Source organism: Paenibacillus pasadenensis (assembly GCF_023715725.1).
In the GTDB taxonomy this organism is placed as follows: domain Bacteria; phylum Bacillota; class Bacilli; order Paenibacillales; family Paenibacillaceae; genus Paenibacillus_O; species Paenibacillus_O pasadenensis_A.
Genome location: NZ_JAMBOT010000001.1, coordinates 353,623 through 366,389 on the forward strand (window position 1 = coordinate 353,623; position 12,767 = coordinate 366,389).

At 49.5% G+C, this 12,767-nt stretch carries 15 protein-coding genes; 5 read left to right on the plus strand and 10 right to left on the minus strand.

Features of this window, described 5'->3' with window-relative positions:
* Positions 1-562: 562 nt before the first annotated feature.
* From M3223_RS01660 to nikR, 8 genes are all read right to left on the minus strand, one after another.
* Positions 563-1,192 (minus strand): ABC transporter ATP-binding protein, encoded by a 630-nt coding sequence (locus tag M3223_RS01660; protein ID WP_251558295.1) that lies wholly within the window; start codon positions 1,190-1,192, stop codon positions 563-565.
* 36 nt (positions 1,193-1,228) lie between these two features.
* Positions 1,229-2,185, minus strand: a complete 957-nt coding sequence (locus M3223_RS01665; RefSeq protein WP_251558297.1) for an ABC transporter ATP-binding protein — start codon at positions 2,183-2,185, stop codon at positions 1,229-1,231.
* Between the two features lie 73 nt (positions 2,186-2,258).
* The gene (locus tag M3223_RS01670) at positions 2,259-3,092 is read right to left on the minus strand and encodes an ABC transporter permease (RefSeq protein WP_435367991.1); all 834 of its coding nucleotides are present in this window, start codon (positions 3,090-3,092) and stop codon (positions 2,259-2,261) included.
* Between the two features lie 38 nt (positions 3,093-3,130).
* A complete protein-coding gene (locus tag M3223_RS01675; protein ID WP_251558299.1) occupies positions 3,131-4,135 on the minus strand; it encodes an ABC transporter permease in 1,005 nt (334 codons plus the stop codon).
* Positions 4,123-5,757 (minus strand): ABC transporter substrate-binding protein, encoded by a 1,635-nt coding sequence (locus M3223_RS01680; protein WP_435367992.1) that lies wholly within the window; start codon positions 5,755-5,757, stop codon positions 4,123-4,125. The genes M3223_RS01675 and M3223_RS01680 overlap by 13 nt, the downstream gene beginning before the upstream one ends.
* Positions 5,758-5,969: 212 nt before the next feature.
* Positions 5,970-6,413: a hypothetical protein gene (locus M3223_RS01685; protein ID WP_251558303.1), complete on the minus strand. Its 444-nt coding sequence runs from the start codon at positions 6,411-6,413 to the stop codon at positions 5,970-5,972.
* 83 nt (positions 6,414-6,496) lie between these two features.
* Positions 6,497-6,874, minus strand: a complete 378-nt coding sequence (locus M3223_RS01690) for a hypothetical protein (RefSeq protein ID WP_251558305.1) — start codon at positions 6,872-6,874, stop codon at positions 6,497-6,499.
* Positions 6,875-7,042: 168 nt separating this feature from the next.
* Positions 7,043-7,468 (minus strand): nickel-responsive transcriptional regulator NikR, encoded by a 426-nt coding sequence (nikR, locus tag M3223_RS01695; RefSeq protein ID WP_251558307.1) that lies wholly within the window; start codon positions 7,466-7,468, stop codon positions 7,043-7,045.
* A gap of 541 nt (positions 7,469-8,009) precedes the next feature.
* Between nikR and M3223_RS01700 the strand changes: the two genes are divergently transcribed.
* From M3223_RS01700 to M3223_RS01720, 5 genes are all read left to right on the plus strand, one after another.
* Positions 8,010-8,456, plus strand: a complete 447-nt coding sequence (locus M3223_RS01700) for a hypothetical protein (RefSeq protein WP_251558309.1) — start codon at positions 8,010-8,012, stop codon at positions 8,454-8,456.
* A gap of 316 nt (positions 8,457-8,772) precedes the next feature.
* Positions 8,773-9,204, plus strand: coding sequence for a hypothetical protein (locus tag M3223_RS01705; protein ID WP_251558311.1), 432 nt, complete (start codon positions 8,773-8,775; stop codon positions 9,202-9,204).
* Between the two features lie 153 nt (positions 9,205-9,357).
* Positions 9,358-9,789 (plus strand): hypothetical protein, encoded by a 432-nt coding sequence (locus tag M3223_RS01710; protein ID WP_251558312.1) that lies wholly within the window; start codon positions 9,358-9,360, stop codon positions 9,787-9,789.
* 152 nt (positions 9,790-9,941) lie between these two features.
* Positions 9,942-10,376, plus strand: coding sequence for a hypothetical protein (locus M3223_RS01715; RefSeq protein WP_251558314.1), 435 nt, complete (start codon positions 9,942-9,944; stop codon positions 10,374-10,376).
* 108 nt (positions 10,377-10,484) lie between these two features.
* Positions 10,485-10,910, plus strand: coding sequence for a hypothetical protein (locus M3223_RS01720; RefSeq protein WP_251558316.1), 426 nt, complete (start codon positions 10,485-10,487; stop codon positions 10,908-10,910).
* Between the two features lie 236 nt (positions 10,911-11,146).
* Here the strand turns inward: M3223_RS01720 and M3223_RS01725 are convergent, their stop codons facing one another.
* Both M3223_RS01725 and M3223_RS01730 read right to left on the minus strand, forming a co-directional pair.
* Positions 11,147-11,569 (minus strand): hypothetical protein, encoded by a 423-nt coding sequence (locus tag M3223_RS01725; RefSeq protein WP_251558318.1) that lies wholly within the window; start codon positions 11,567-11,569, stop codon positions 11,147-11,149.
* A gap of 339 nt (positions 11,570-11,908) precedes the next feature.
* Positions 11,909-12,664, minus strand: a complete 756-nt coding sequence (locus tag M3223_RS01730) for a hypothetical protein (protein ID WP_251558320.1) — start codon at positions 12,662-12,664, stop codon at positions 11,909-11,911.
* Between the last annotated feature and the right edge of the window lie 103 nt (positions 12,665-12,767).

Sequence of the window (12,767 nt, forward strand, 5' to 3'; positions counted from 1 at the left end):
CCTGCGATGAAAGCGCTGGCCAATCCCCGCTGTTGTTTCGCTCAAGTATATTTAAACGCTCTATTCATGTTAAATCCGGCAAATGTTGTTCTGTTCGCCGCAGCCCTGCCGCCAACTTCATTAAATATCCGAAACAGCCATCTTGGCAACATACTCCGGAGTCGGACCATAATAAGTTCGGGTGGAGATCGGAGCGGTCGTAGAAATATTTTTGAACCAATGGAAATATGCCCGTGAATTTTCAAGCGTCGCGTCTAGCACTCCCACATTCTCCAACGTTTCATCACTCACTACAGTGTACTTAACAGTCGCAGAGGTAACTCTATATGGAATATTCGGCAGTTGATAACTGGCGACTCCGCCTCCCGAGGAATAAATATGACAGTCGGCAACTCCGTCCCCGGCGTAAGATCAGTCAAAATTAACGTGAAGTTGGTCGTGTTATTAATAATATCAAATTGCTGATATTCCTCTAATAGGAACAAAAAAATGGACCTGTGCGGTCCATCCTTCAAATTACTATTTTTGAAATTGTCTATGGCCCCAATCAAGCACTTGCTCCCTATTGCGCTCTAGCACATCTAACCAGCTCATCCCACTTCAGCCTGCGCGTGCATATACGCCGCAGCAGCTGCTCGTCGTGGCTGATGACAAGCAAGCCCATCCGTCTGTGCTCGGCGTATCGGAGCACCGTCCTCCATAATCCACTCTGCGTGATGGCATCCAGCATCGCGGTCATTTCGTCCGCAATCAACACTTTGACTGCTGCAGGGCTAAGCGCTCTGGCTATACAGATGCGCTGCAGCTCGCCGCCAGACAGCTCGGACGGCCAGCGTCCCAGCCAATCCTCCGTTATGCCAAGCGCTTCAATTAAAGCCGCATCGGGCGTTCCGCCCTCCATTAGAATTCGCCGGATGCGCCAACGCGGATTGACCGCACGCTCAGGATGCTGGAGCACCAGCTGCACAGGATGAGCCCCGCGCTCCGGAATAGGCAGCCCATCCAGCTTCACTTCTCCAACAATCGGCTTATCATATCCGGCCAAAACTTTTGCCAAAGTCGATTTGCCGCTGCCGCTCGGGCCGCTGAGGCCAACAACCTCTCCCTCCTCCACTGAGAGCGAAAGTTCCCGAAACAGCCAGTCCTGACCGCCATAACAAAATCCAAGTCCCGCCGCTTCCATTAAAGCCATGTCGAATCCTCCAAAAAGTATTGATTGCGGCCTCTATTACTCCGCCACCCAGCAGCGAACCGCTCCGCCCCTTAGCTTCCGCAGCGGCGGTTTCCCCGCAGCGCACTCTTGTGCTGCAATAGGACAGCGTGCGGCGAAGCTGCAGCAGCTTGCGGTTTCCGCTGGCGATGGCTGGACGCCAGGCAGCGCACGGAATCCATTTGCCGGAAGCGCCTGCCAAAGTGCGCGGCTGTAGGGGTGGCGCAGCACTTTCCCCGTTCCCTCAAATTCCCCAGCAGCAGCGGTCTCAACAACCTCACCCGCATACAGAACGGCAACTCTGTCCGCCACCTTTAATGCTGCTTCAATATCATGGGTAATAAGCAGCACGCCGCAGCCTCCATCCGCCAGTTCACGCAAGGCTTGCAGCGCCTCCGCCGCTGATTCCGGCTCCATGCCCGGCGTAGGCTCGTCCGCAATAACAAACCTCGCTCCTCCCAAAGCCGCCGTTGACACTAATACTTTACGCGCCATACCGCCGGAAAGCTGATGCGGATACATCTCCTCCGCCTGTTCCGCTAATCCGAACCGCCGAAATACGCTGCGAACTCTTTTTTTCGCCGCCAGGCCTCGCTGTCTGCCCAGCGCCTGCTTCCCAGCCCGAAGCAGCGGATCAAGATAAGACACTCCTTGCGGCACTAAAGCCAGCTCCCGGCCGCGCAGCTTCCGGAGCAAGCTCTCGTCAAGCGTCCGGCCACCATAGCTGATCCGACCCCGCACCACCGCATTTTCCGGCAGCAAGCCCATTACGGCATGGGCCAGCAAGCTTTTGCCAGAGCCGCTGGAGCCAACGACGGCAAGCAATTCCCCTGCGTCAACGTCAAGATCGACATCGTTCAGCACCGGTATGTCCCGCCGGCGGAACCCTCCAACGTACTGGCCGAATGAAACCGACAATCCGGCAATTTCCAGCATTGCTCCACCCTCTCTTTTTCTAAGCACATCACCGTTCATTGGATAAAAGCAGCCCCTATGTCAAAGCCAAAGGCGCCAGGCCGATGGATTCACCCGTTTCTAATCGGCCCCGTCAATGGTGAGAACGCCGCGGACTCCAGACTGCCCGTGCCGCCTCGCCAAGCCGGTCGAAGCTGCGGACGAGCAGCAGCAGCGCCAGTCCCGGGAACAGCGCCAGCCACCACATGCCCGCATTCAGGTACCGCATCGACTCCGAAAGAATGATGCCGATCGCCGGCTGATCCGGCGGCAATCCGAGACCGATGAACGTAATTGCCGCCTCATGCAAAATCGCATGGGGAAACATCAGCAAGAAGCCAGTCATGAGCTGAGGCAATAAATGCGGCAGCAAATGCCGCGAAAGAATCCACCACCGGGAGCGGCCAAGCCGACGGGACGCATGAACAAAATCCGCCGAACGAAGCTGCAGAGCCTCGGCCCGGATCAGCCGCGCCAGCGAAGGCCAGTGCGTAAGCGCAACGCCGATCATAATGCCTTGCAAGCCGCCGCCGCACACAAATGCAATCAGAATCAGCGTCACCAAATGAGGCAGGCTGAGAAACAGATCCGCAAGCCAGCCGATGATCCGGTCTGCAGTGCGGCCATACAGGGCGGCCGACAATCCCGCTGCAGCCGCAATTGCCGTTCCGGCCAGCGATGCCGCCAGTCCGATGCGCAGACTGAGCCATAACCCTTCCAGCGTTCGTGCCAGCATGTCCCGCCCAAGCCAATCCGTCCCGAACGGATGCTGCCAGGAAGGCGGCAAGTGACGAGCCGGCAAATTCGTTCGCAGAGCCTCGTCGCCTATAGCCAGTGAGGCCAACCCAAGCGCTCCCAGCGCCGCCGCCAGCATAATTGCGCCAACGACCATCCGTCGCCGCCCCTGCGAATAACGTCCTGCGGCCATTCCTATTCCAAGCCCGCCAACGGCAACTGTTTCCGCCTTCATTTCGGCATTCCCCTTTCACGGACTCTGGGATCGATGAGCCGGGTCATGATATCCGCCAGCAGATTGCCGGTAAATACAAATAGCGCACTGAACAGCACTATCCCCATGAGCAGCGGCACGTCGCCGCGAACGCCCGCTTCAACGGCGGCTCGGCCCAAACCGGGATAAGAGAATACCTGCTCCGCCAGCACCGCGCCGCCGAACAGCTCGCTGAAGCCTGCAAACTGAAGCGTCAATGCGGGCAGAAGAGCAGCCTTCAGCCCGTGCCGCCGCACAAGCCTGATGCCGCTTTCCCCTCTGGAGCGAGCGAATAAAATGTAGTCGCTGTCCAAAACGTCAAGCAGTTTTTCTCTTGTATGAAGCGCGACCGGAGCGATGCCAACCGCACTTAATGTTAGTGCAGGAAGCGCCAAATGGCGGAGACGATCCAGCCAGTCCACCTCAGCCGCCAACGCCCCGGCAGGCACGGCCAAGCCGACCGGAAACCAGCCAAGCCAAACGCCGAATACCATAAGAAACAGCATAGCAAGCCAAAACGAAGGCGTTGAAGCAAGCGTGCAGCAGTACCAGCGCACGATTCGATCCACGAGGCGTCCGCGATTCATCGCCGCGACGATGCCGGCCGTAAAACCGATCACTCCCGACAACAGCCATGCCGCCGCCATTAACAACAGGGACCCCCAGAACCGCTCGCCGATGACATCCGCTACCGGCTGGCGGTAAATCAGCGAAGTGCCCATATCGCCCCCAGCGAGAGCGGACGCCCAGCGGAAAAATCTTGCCAGCGGAGGCTCGTCCAGCCCCCAATAAGCTGCAATGGCCGCTCTTTGCTCCGCTCCTACGCGCATGACATCCGCCCCGATATACGCCTGAACCGGATCAATCGGCGAATAGCTGACGAGCGCAAACGCCGCAGCGCTGACTGCGGCAAGCAGCAGACCCAACCTTGCGAGCTTGAGCAGAACAAAGCGCAGCAATGCTGAAAAACTCAGCTTTTCCATGCCCAATCCTCAATATTGTCGGTTACCGGCCAGCCGTGGCCATGCGGCTGAATGCGTTGTTTTCCGATATTCAGCTTGTCGTTGACAAGATACAGATGGTCCAGGTTGACCAGCCATGCCCAAGGCGCATCGCCAAGCGCGCTCATGCCTGTACGGCCGTCCCACTGCGCTTTTTTCCAGTAGTCAAGCGCCTCTTCCTCATTCGCAGCATCAAGCGCCTTTTCCATCCATTCGTCCACGGTCCTGTTGCTGTAATATCCGGCATTATAGTAGTCCACTCCGCGAAAAGAGCTGCTGAACAAATGATACATTTCAAGCGGATCGTGGCTGCCCCAGCCAAAAAGCACCGCATCCGCATGCATGCGCCGCTCAATCTCCTCCCAGCTTTTACCTTCCGGACGAATCACAATTCCCGCTTCTTTCACCATATCCGCCGCAGCCAGCGCCAGCGACTGCCTCGTTGCGTCACCTGCAGGATACAACAAATTAAACTCGGCTTTCAGCTTTCCTTTGTTCATCACTCCGTCTCCGTCAGAATCGCTCCACCCGGCTTGCTCCAGCATTGACTTAGCGGCTTTCGGGTCGCCGTCCGGGATAACGGTGTCCTCGTTCCACCAGGGAAGGCCGTCGCTAGGCGAGTACGCGGGAGAGCCATATCCGTATAAAATGCCGTCCACCAGCGCGGTGCGATCAATCGCTGCATTGACAGCTTTGCGGATTGCCGGGTCCGATGTCACCTCGTTGCCAACGGGATATCCTGCCGAAGTCGGTTCTCCAGACGTTATGTAAGGAAACAATATGCCGCGATTATCTACCGACCGGACCTTCTCCAGCCTCATGCCGGGCACCTGCTGCACGCCGAAAGCGGCGGGAACGTAAGCAACATCGGCCTGACCGGCCTTGGCAGCGGCAAATGCGGCATCCTCTTCCAGAAACAGAAACGTTAATCGCTGAAAATACGGCTTCGGGCCGTAATAATCCGGATTCGCCTCTACGATTGCCTGCTGGCCTTTATCCCATTGAATAAGCCGGTATGGACCTGAGCCGACAGGGTTCTCTGCATAATCGGCGCTATAAGCGTGCTCGGGAACGATGCCGGTGCTGATCAGATGGCTGACAAAAGTGGACTGGGGCTTCTTTAGGCGGAAAATAACCTTGTCCTTTCCTTCGGCATTAACTTCATCCAGATTGGTCAAATCTATGGCCGAACCGCTGTCCGCCGCTTTGCGGAATGTAAAAACAACATCCTCCGCCGTCAATGGCTGCCCGTCAGAAAAACGTGCGTCTCCGCGCAAGCTTACCGTCCAGCTAAGCCGATCTTCACTTATCTCGTATCCCGTCGCCAGGTCATTGATGATCTCAAGATTGTCGTCCCGTTTCAGCAGCGTGCTTTGAAAAAGAGGAGAGCCGTACCTCCCCCAGCCGCTAATGGGATCAAACCCCGTTTCAGGTTCGGAGCTGACGGCTAGAATCAAGCTGTCGCTTAATTCTCCGCTCTGTTTGGCCGATAACGGCTGCGTTTGACCGCTGCCGCTTGCGGCCTGCGGCTTTTCCGGTGCGCCCGCACATCCGGACATTAATAAAGAAGCTACGCTTATCGCAACCCCGTTCTTCCACAACATTGGTTTTTTAGTTAACCCTCTACCGCTCCATATCAACGTCATGTTTTCTCCCCCACTCAACCTTATTAGTCCGTTATTAAGTGTTACGAATATAGGTAATTGTAGCACAAATGACGATTCGCGGCACTAAAATTCATTTTTCATGTAATAAAACGTGACATAATATAGAGTCTTCAACAAAAAAAGGCCATCCTATGGATTGACCTCATTCTTTACGACCGGCGAACCGTCAGTATGGGCAGTTCCCCCGAGAAGCTCTGAGAGACCGTTATTGGTCCTGTTTTCGGAATGACGCTGCTGAAGAATGCATCTCCGTTATCGGTAACGATCATCGTACATGAAAAATTTGCTCCCAGGTTAACCACACTAAACGAAGCCTGAGCCCGCGTTTCTTTAAAAAGTGTTCGGTTCACACGCAGAATTGATCTTGTATATGGCTGAACGGTCTGACCCGGAACTGGAGAGCCCGTACTGCCAGTAAATGAGGTGCGATAAAGGCTATAAGTGCCCGTATCATTGTAAATCTCAAATCTTAATGCCTCAGCGATTTCAAACGATCCGTCGGCAGGAGAATCATTTTCCTCATTAACTAAAATGACGGTTAATACGATAACGAGCAATATAAACAAAATCAGAACGGTAAATGTACTAGGCATCGTTTATTTTCCTTTCAGTGACTGAAGTAATGCGTTTAATTCTTACTGCTAGATACGGAATTGACTCCGGCGGATGTCCGTAACTATCTAGGGATGGCATTTTGAAATGACATCATGACGAACGAGAGCTTGCCAATTTCTTCTCCGGTGCTGTTGTTTACAACGATGTAATCCGCACTTCGGGAAGTAGGTTTAACGGAGTTGACGATAGGAACGTTTAAGCTCGCTCTTCCTCCTTGGGCATGCACAAATACACGGTCTGGAATAGCTGCAGTTCCTCCCGCATAAATAAGCGTGTACTCTGGAGTATTGTTAACCAGGTCAAATCGCTGCTCGTGTTCTCCTTGGGAACGATATTTCGCTAGAGAACTGTCATCATATTTCAACGAAACGACTATGACCAGCAAAATAAATAATACAAACACCGCGCTTGCCGTTGAACAAACCGATTTTCTTTTCATTATTTGCTGCCCTCCCTTCCATCCGCGATTTATCGAACCTTCTCATCTAGTTCAACTTATGCCGAGACACAGCTCTTAAACGCGGCTGCTATCTTCGTATCTCGAAAAAAATCCCGCTGATACCTTTTGGAGGCATCAACGGGATTGAACGATATAATGAAATTAGCATTATTCAGTTTTCTCCAGATACGTAACCGAAAGATTAGCGTATTGCACGCCTTTTTGCGTTTGGATGGTTTCATGCAGCCGGCGAAGCGATTCGATTTTGCCGCGGACAACGATAATCTCCATGCACTGGTGATGCGTCAAATGCACATGCATCGTCGAAATAATGTCATGCTGAAAATCATGTTGAATCTCCGTCAGCAGCATGGGAAGCTCGCGCACGTGGTGGTCGTACACCATGGAGATTGTGCCCGCGACAGCTGTGTCGCTCTGCATCTCCGCCGCTTCAAGCAGCGCTTCCCGCGCCATATCCCGAATAGCTTCAGAGCGGTTGGAATAGCCTTTATTTTCAATGAAACGGTCGAATTGAGCGATCAACGGCGCCGGAAACGCCACTCCAAAACGAACTAACTCCTCCTTGTCCCCCATAACCAGCCTCCTTGTGGCAAATTGTATCAGATCATGCGGGACAGAACGAGTGTTGAAGTATTCAGCCTTGAGGAAGTGAAACGTCAAATCTGATACCATGTATAAATTAATCTGAATTGGGTCATCCTGTAACTACCGGCGTCGAGAGATGCCGTAGACACCGCGGAGAAGGCTTACGTTTCCCCATAAGCTCTTCGTCCGGTTTCTCCTCTCCCATGAAAGAGGCCCCTGCAAAGGGGCCTCGATTTTTTTGTATGGACCCCTTATAAATCAAGGGTTTTTCCAATTTATCAAAACGGTTCATCGTGACAATTTGAAGGATTGGGGACCAAATTATCAGCAGTTTGGATATGAGTGTGACGATTTAACGCTCGTCGCTTGCGCCATCGTGCCGGCCTTACCTTTTGCAGCCACAGGCTCGGAGATTAGGAATGAGCCGACAGAAGATTGTTCTAAGGACTTCACAAGATTTGCTTGATAACCCGTACCTTTCTTTGAATTTCTCATATGTTATTGATATATCACATAGGAGGAATAGAATATGAATTTAGGTGTGATTTTGATCTTATTTATTTTACTTGTGATTTTAATACCAATATTCTGCCCGTTTGAGAACAACTTAATTGCTAATCAGGCAAGGTCGATCGGGTTCAACGTTAACAACGAAATCGGAAGCTACGATTTGGCAGCTCGATCTCTTGGAGGAGACTTCGAGCCTCCTGCTCCGATATTGCATACCATACCTTCGCGTAAGAGTTATAACTTTCAGGTTCTCGCTGATGGTAACACCCCTACTTCAGCCTTCGTGAATTACAACATCGATTTTCGCGGACAGATTGCAGGAACCGTTACAATTATGATGACGGTGATTTATGTGAGCTACTGGGGGATCAGAATACCCGTTGGTAAAGCTTTTACCTCCATAAATTCTGATTTTGTAACCGCTACTGTTAACGGGACAGATATTTTGATTCACCGCATTTTGTGATCAATATATTGTTATAAAAGCCGATCTCTAGGGCGGCTGTCAGGTCAGGCGTTTTTTATTATTTTCGTGTTTATTAATGGTATAAGAAGCCGATCCCTCTCCAGTTTGCTTGTTTTCATACCAAACAATAAAGTTGTTCAACTAACACAACTTCTTATAGTAATTGTACACGCGGTCCGCCAATCCAATAGTATTTTATGCCTGAAAAAGCCCGCCGACCTAAGTGGTTGACGGGCTTTAATTCTATTATAAGAGTCCACGCTCCCCCTTCCCTTTCTTAGTATAATGCTGTAACAAACACCGAGGAGGACTCAGTATGAAATTAGGAATGCTTTGGGTTCTGTTTATTTTGCTTGTCGTTGTTGCTCAAATTTTTTGCAGTTCGTTGGGAGATAGTAATGGTTCATCACTTATACAAGGTTCTATTGGATTCAATATTTACAATGCTACATCAGCCCTAAGATTAGATGCGTATCTTTTGCTAGGGGACTTCGAATCTCCCGCTCCGTTCACACACTCCATCCAGCCCGGGGGAAGTTATAATTTTCAGGTTCATCGTCCTGTGTTAGGATCAAGCATCGCTCAAGTATATTACAGAGTAATTACTCCACCAAGTAGATTGGTTGGAGAAGCCGTCATACAAATGGAAGTAAAATCGATCTATGGTTATGCTTCACCATCAACTATAGTTTTCGCAAGTGATGCAATTACCGCACAAAACGGCAATACGTGGGTCACGATTCGATAACTCATGCCAATACCGATTACAACACAAACAGTAGCTTCTATAAAGTCAACAGCCCGCCGACCACAAAGGTTAGAGGGCTATTTTTTTGCCAACCCTCACAATTCTCCCATTTCTGAATAGGATGCTGATAGACACACTTAGGAGGAATTCGGAATGAAATTAGGAATGATCTTGGTTTTGTTTATTTTACTCGTTATTATTGCTCAAATTTTTTGTAGTTCGGCAAGGGAAAACTATGAATCGTCTAGTATTCAAGGTTCCAAGGGATTTAATGTTTACAATCGAACAACAGACCTTAGACTAGAATCGACTGAGTTGACAGGGGACTTCGAATCTCCCGTTCCTCCTCCTCACATCATTCCACCCGGAGGAAGTTATAATTTTCAGGTTGTTGGTCCTGTGTATGGAAATAGAAGCGCTGAAGCGAAGTACAATGTAATTTCGCCATCAAACCTAATAGTTGGATCTGTCACGATTACCATGAAAGTAATATCAATATACCTTCCCAGCCCAACATCAACGACAGTTACTACAGAAGGTCCAGTTAGCTCACAAAACGGCAGTACGTGGGTCACGATTCGATAAGTCATACCAACCCCAATCATAGCAAAACATCTGCTCCTTTAAAGTCAACAGCCCGCCGACCACAAAGGTTAGAGGGCTATTTTTTTGCCAACCCTCACAATTCTTCCATTTCTGAATAGGATGCTAATAGATTCGCTTAGGAGGAATTCGGAATGAAGTTAGGAATGATTTTGGTTTTGTTTATTTTACTCGTCCTTATTGCGCAAGTCTTTTGTAGTTCGGCAACAATCAACGATGAATCGTTAAGCATTCAAGATTCCGTTGGATTTAATGTTTATAATCAAACAACAAACCTTAGATTAGAAACGGTTAAGATAGCAGGGGACTTCGAATCTCCCGCTCCTCCTCCACACATCATTCAACCCGGAGGAAGTTATAATTATCAGGTTGTTAAGACTTGGCGAGCAACTAATGAAGCTAATTTGGCTTACAGAGTACTTTCTCCATCAGGCCTAACTGTTGGAAATATATTTATAAACATGTTTGTATATACAAACTTCTTTAATATTACCGAAATATATAATAACTCCACTTTCCAAGGTCCATTTACCGTAAAAAACGGAAGTACATGGGTTACTATTCGATAACTCATGCCTGAATCAATCATGGCACAAACCTTCGTTCTCATAAATCAAAAAGCCCTCTCGCCAACAAAGGCCAGCGGACTGATAGACATACTCAGGAGGGATTTTAAAATGGAGTTAGGAATTATTTTGGTTTTGTTTATTTTACTCGTCATTATTGCTCAAATTTTTTGCAGTTCGGAAAGGGATAACTATGAATCGTCAAACGCTCGAGATTTTATTGTTTTCAATCAAACAAACTTTAATTTAACAACGACTAAGTTAGATGGCGAATTCGAATCTCCCGTCCCTCGTCCACATACCATTTATCCCGGACATGGTTATAGTTTTACTGTTGTTACTAAGTATTTGCAACATAGCAACGCTTCAGCGTATTACAATATAATTTCTCTACCGGACGTATTAATAGTTGGAGCCATCCACATAACATTTAAAGAATATACAGATCCCGTGGGTCGTTCCAATCCATCAACTTCAGTTAATTTTTATGGTCCAATTAACCCGGAAAACGGAGACACGTGGGTCACTATTCGATAACTCTAGCCAACACCGGTTCTATCACATAGGAATAGCCCGCCGACCAACAAAGGTCAGCGGGCTATTCCTATGATCGATAGTAGATTGGCGGTTGCTTCACCAAGACAGGTTAATTACATTTGCATAAATGTCAGAACCGTCACCGGATTTTATTAGCTACGCTCTTACAATAAAAAACGCGGGCCCGCTTGGACCCGCGCTGACCGACAAAGATTCGCCTTAAATTCAATCAAAGCCTAGATATCAACGGAAATAAAATCTCGATCCAATACTATATTGCCTAGTTGCGGTACGTTGTCCGCAATGCCGAAATGGTTGACAATTACATTCGCAGCAGAAGATAAAATAGCAACTACCTCATAGTGTTCGAATACATCAATGAGCGAGGTGCTGAATGAACGAAGCGATCCAACGGGCACGATAACAGAAGTCTCTCCAATCATGACCGGAGAATCAGAATCCCATGAAAAAACTAATATTGTCGCCGTTATGTCCGCATCGCTGCGGTTCATTACCTCAACATGGGCCGTCTCTGTGCTAGGATTTTTTTTGAGCACGCCCGTGCTTCGCATCAAGCGGCTTGCCGCCGACTTGCTTCCCGCCAACTTTTGTTTCAATTTGACTTGTTTTTTAACTATGCTGCTCTGTTTGACTTTCATTGCGGCGCTTTTTGTTTTTCTTTTTACAGGAGCTTTAGGAGACCTACTCTTCAATACTATCCCGCTTTAATGGAATAGTATAGGATACTTAGTTTGGCTTAACTTAGGATTGTGTGTTTTAATCAGAAAATAGCCCTTTTTAGAACGCATATATTTTCAAGTATAGTATTGTTGCGGCACCGTTGGATTGGAGTACTATATTGAATTACGCTCACTTTAATTCCTTCAAACTCTATTAAATTATCCGGATAGCAACCTCTTCAAGCCGGTCCTTTTGCCCGAACCTCCTCTACCACTTCCTCATATGATGCCAATAGATTTGCCGTCAAAAGGCTTTGTTCATGATGCAGGCTGAGGCTCTTCCGTTTCCACTGCTTCCTCCCGGAAACCATCTTCGTGCAGCAGACGTTTCGCCAGTCCCAAATAGACCACAAACAATACCAGGGAAAAAACTACAACGGCAGCCGGGAAATCCGAAATGGCCATAATACCGAGCATTGGGCCCATAAGCCCGCCCATAAGTCCGGCAAAAAAACCTTCCATAGCAGGTACGGCACCATGCCGGTTACCGGCGTAATATCCCGCTGCAGCCGCTGCGGCCGCACAAGCAATGGCAGGCAATGTAAAGCTTTTAAGCAAGATGGATAATATCGCACCGCCTGACAGGCCGGCCGCCATTGCCACTCCCATGCACGCCATCATGAGCGGCATTTGCAGCGGCTCCCGCCAAAACCGGATTCGGAACATTACAATCGCTGAAGCAATTACAATCCCCGTCAGACCAACTACCGAAATGACATCTTGGACGGTTTTCCATATACCAGAGGACGCAGAACCCGGGAGCGAGGAAATATGATCATGCAGGCTGGACGGGGGTTGTTCATCCTGAAGTGCAGCGCTCATTTCGGTTGATGTTATATCGGCAGCATGACTTATTTCCATTCCGCCACCGTTAAACAGTTCGAATGCAGCCTGACTCGCCACAGCCGCTGAGCTCCGTCCAAGTGCGGCAAAGCAGAAGCTGCCAAACAGAATAAAAAATAACAGACCTATTTTGAACATGATTTCTGTCGCTGATTTCCTGCTTCGGTACATCTCCAAGCCTCCCAAGCTCCGCCTAACGGAGTCGTTGATTAAGCTTATTCACCAGGGACAGCAGGCTAGACTAGCCCTTTTGGGCCAAACCGATTCGAACAGG

What these genes read in the sequence shown, in the direction of transcription:
- M3223_RS01660 (WP_251558295.1), bottom strand. Translation starts at nt 1,192, where the DNA reads ATGGCTTTAATGGAAGCGGCGGGACTTGGATTTTGTTATGGCGGTCAG.
- M3223_RS01665 (WP_251558297.1), bottom strand. Translation starts at nt 2,185, where the DNA reads ATGAACGGTGATGTGCTTAGAAAAAGAGAGGGTGGAGCAATGCTGGAA.
- M3223_RS01670 (WP_435367991.1), bottom strand. Translation starts at nt 3,092, where the DNA reads ATGGCCGCAGGACGTTATTCGCAGGGGCGGCGACGGATGGTCGTTGGC.
- M3223_RS01675 (WP_251558299.1), bottom strand. Translation starts at nt 4,135, where the DNA reads ATGGAAAAGCTGAGTTTTTCAGCATTGCTGCGCTTTGTTCTGCTCAAG.
- M3223_RS01680 (WP_435367992.1), bottom strand. Translation starts at nt 5,757, where the DNA reads ATGTTGTGGAAGAACGGGGTTGCGATAAGCGTAGCTTCTTTATTAATG.
- M3223_RS01685 (WP_251558303.1), bottom strand. Translation starts at nt 6,413, where the DNA reads ATGCCTAGTACATTTACCGTTCTGATTTTGTTTATATTGCTCGTTATC.
- M3223_RS01690 (WP_251558305.1), bottom strand. Translation starts at nt 6,874, where the DNA reads ATGAAAAGAAAATCGGTTTGTTCAACGGCAAGCGCGGTGTTTGTATTA.
- nikR (WP_251558307.1), bottom strand. Translation starts at nt 7,468, where the DNA reads ATGGGGGACAAGGAGGAGTTAGTTCGTTTTGGAGTGGCGTTTCCGGCG.
- M3223_RS01700 (WP_251558309.1), top strand. Translation starts at nt 8,010, where the DNA reads ATGAATTTAGGTGTGATTTTGATCTTATTTATTTTACTTGTGATTTTA.
- M3223_RS01705 (WP_251558311.1), top strand. Translation starts at nt 8,773, where the DNA reads ATGAAATTAGGAATGCTTTGGGTTCTGTTTATTTTGCTTGTCGTTGTT.
- M3223_RS01710 (WP_251558312.1), top strand. Translation starts at nt 9,358, where the DNA reads ATGAAATTAGGAATGATCTTGGTTTTGTTTATTTTACTCGTTATTATT.
- M3223_RS01715 (WP_251558314.1), top strand. Translation starts at nt 9,942, where the DNA reads ATGAAGTTAGGAATGATTTTGGTTTTGTTTATTTTACTCGTCCTTATT.
- M3223_RS01720 (WP_251558316.1), top strand. Translation starts at nt 10,485, where the DNA reads ATGGAGTTAGGAATTATTTTGGTTTTGTTTATTTTACTCGTCATTATT.
- M3223_RS01725 (WP_251558318.1), bottom strand. Translation starts at nt 11,569, where the DNA reads ATGAAAGTCAAACAGAGCAGCATAGTTAAAAAACAAGTCAAATTGAAA.
- M3223_RS01730 (WP_251558320.1), bottom strand. Translation starts at nt 12,664, where the DNA reads ATGTACCGAAGCAGGAAATCAGCGACAGAAATCATGTTCAAAATAGGT.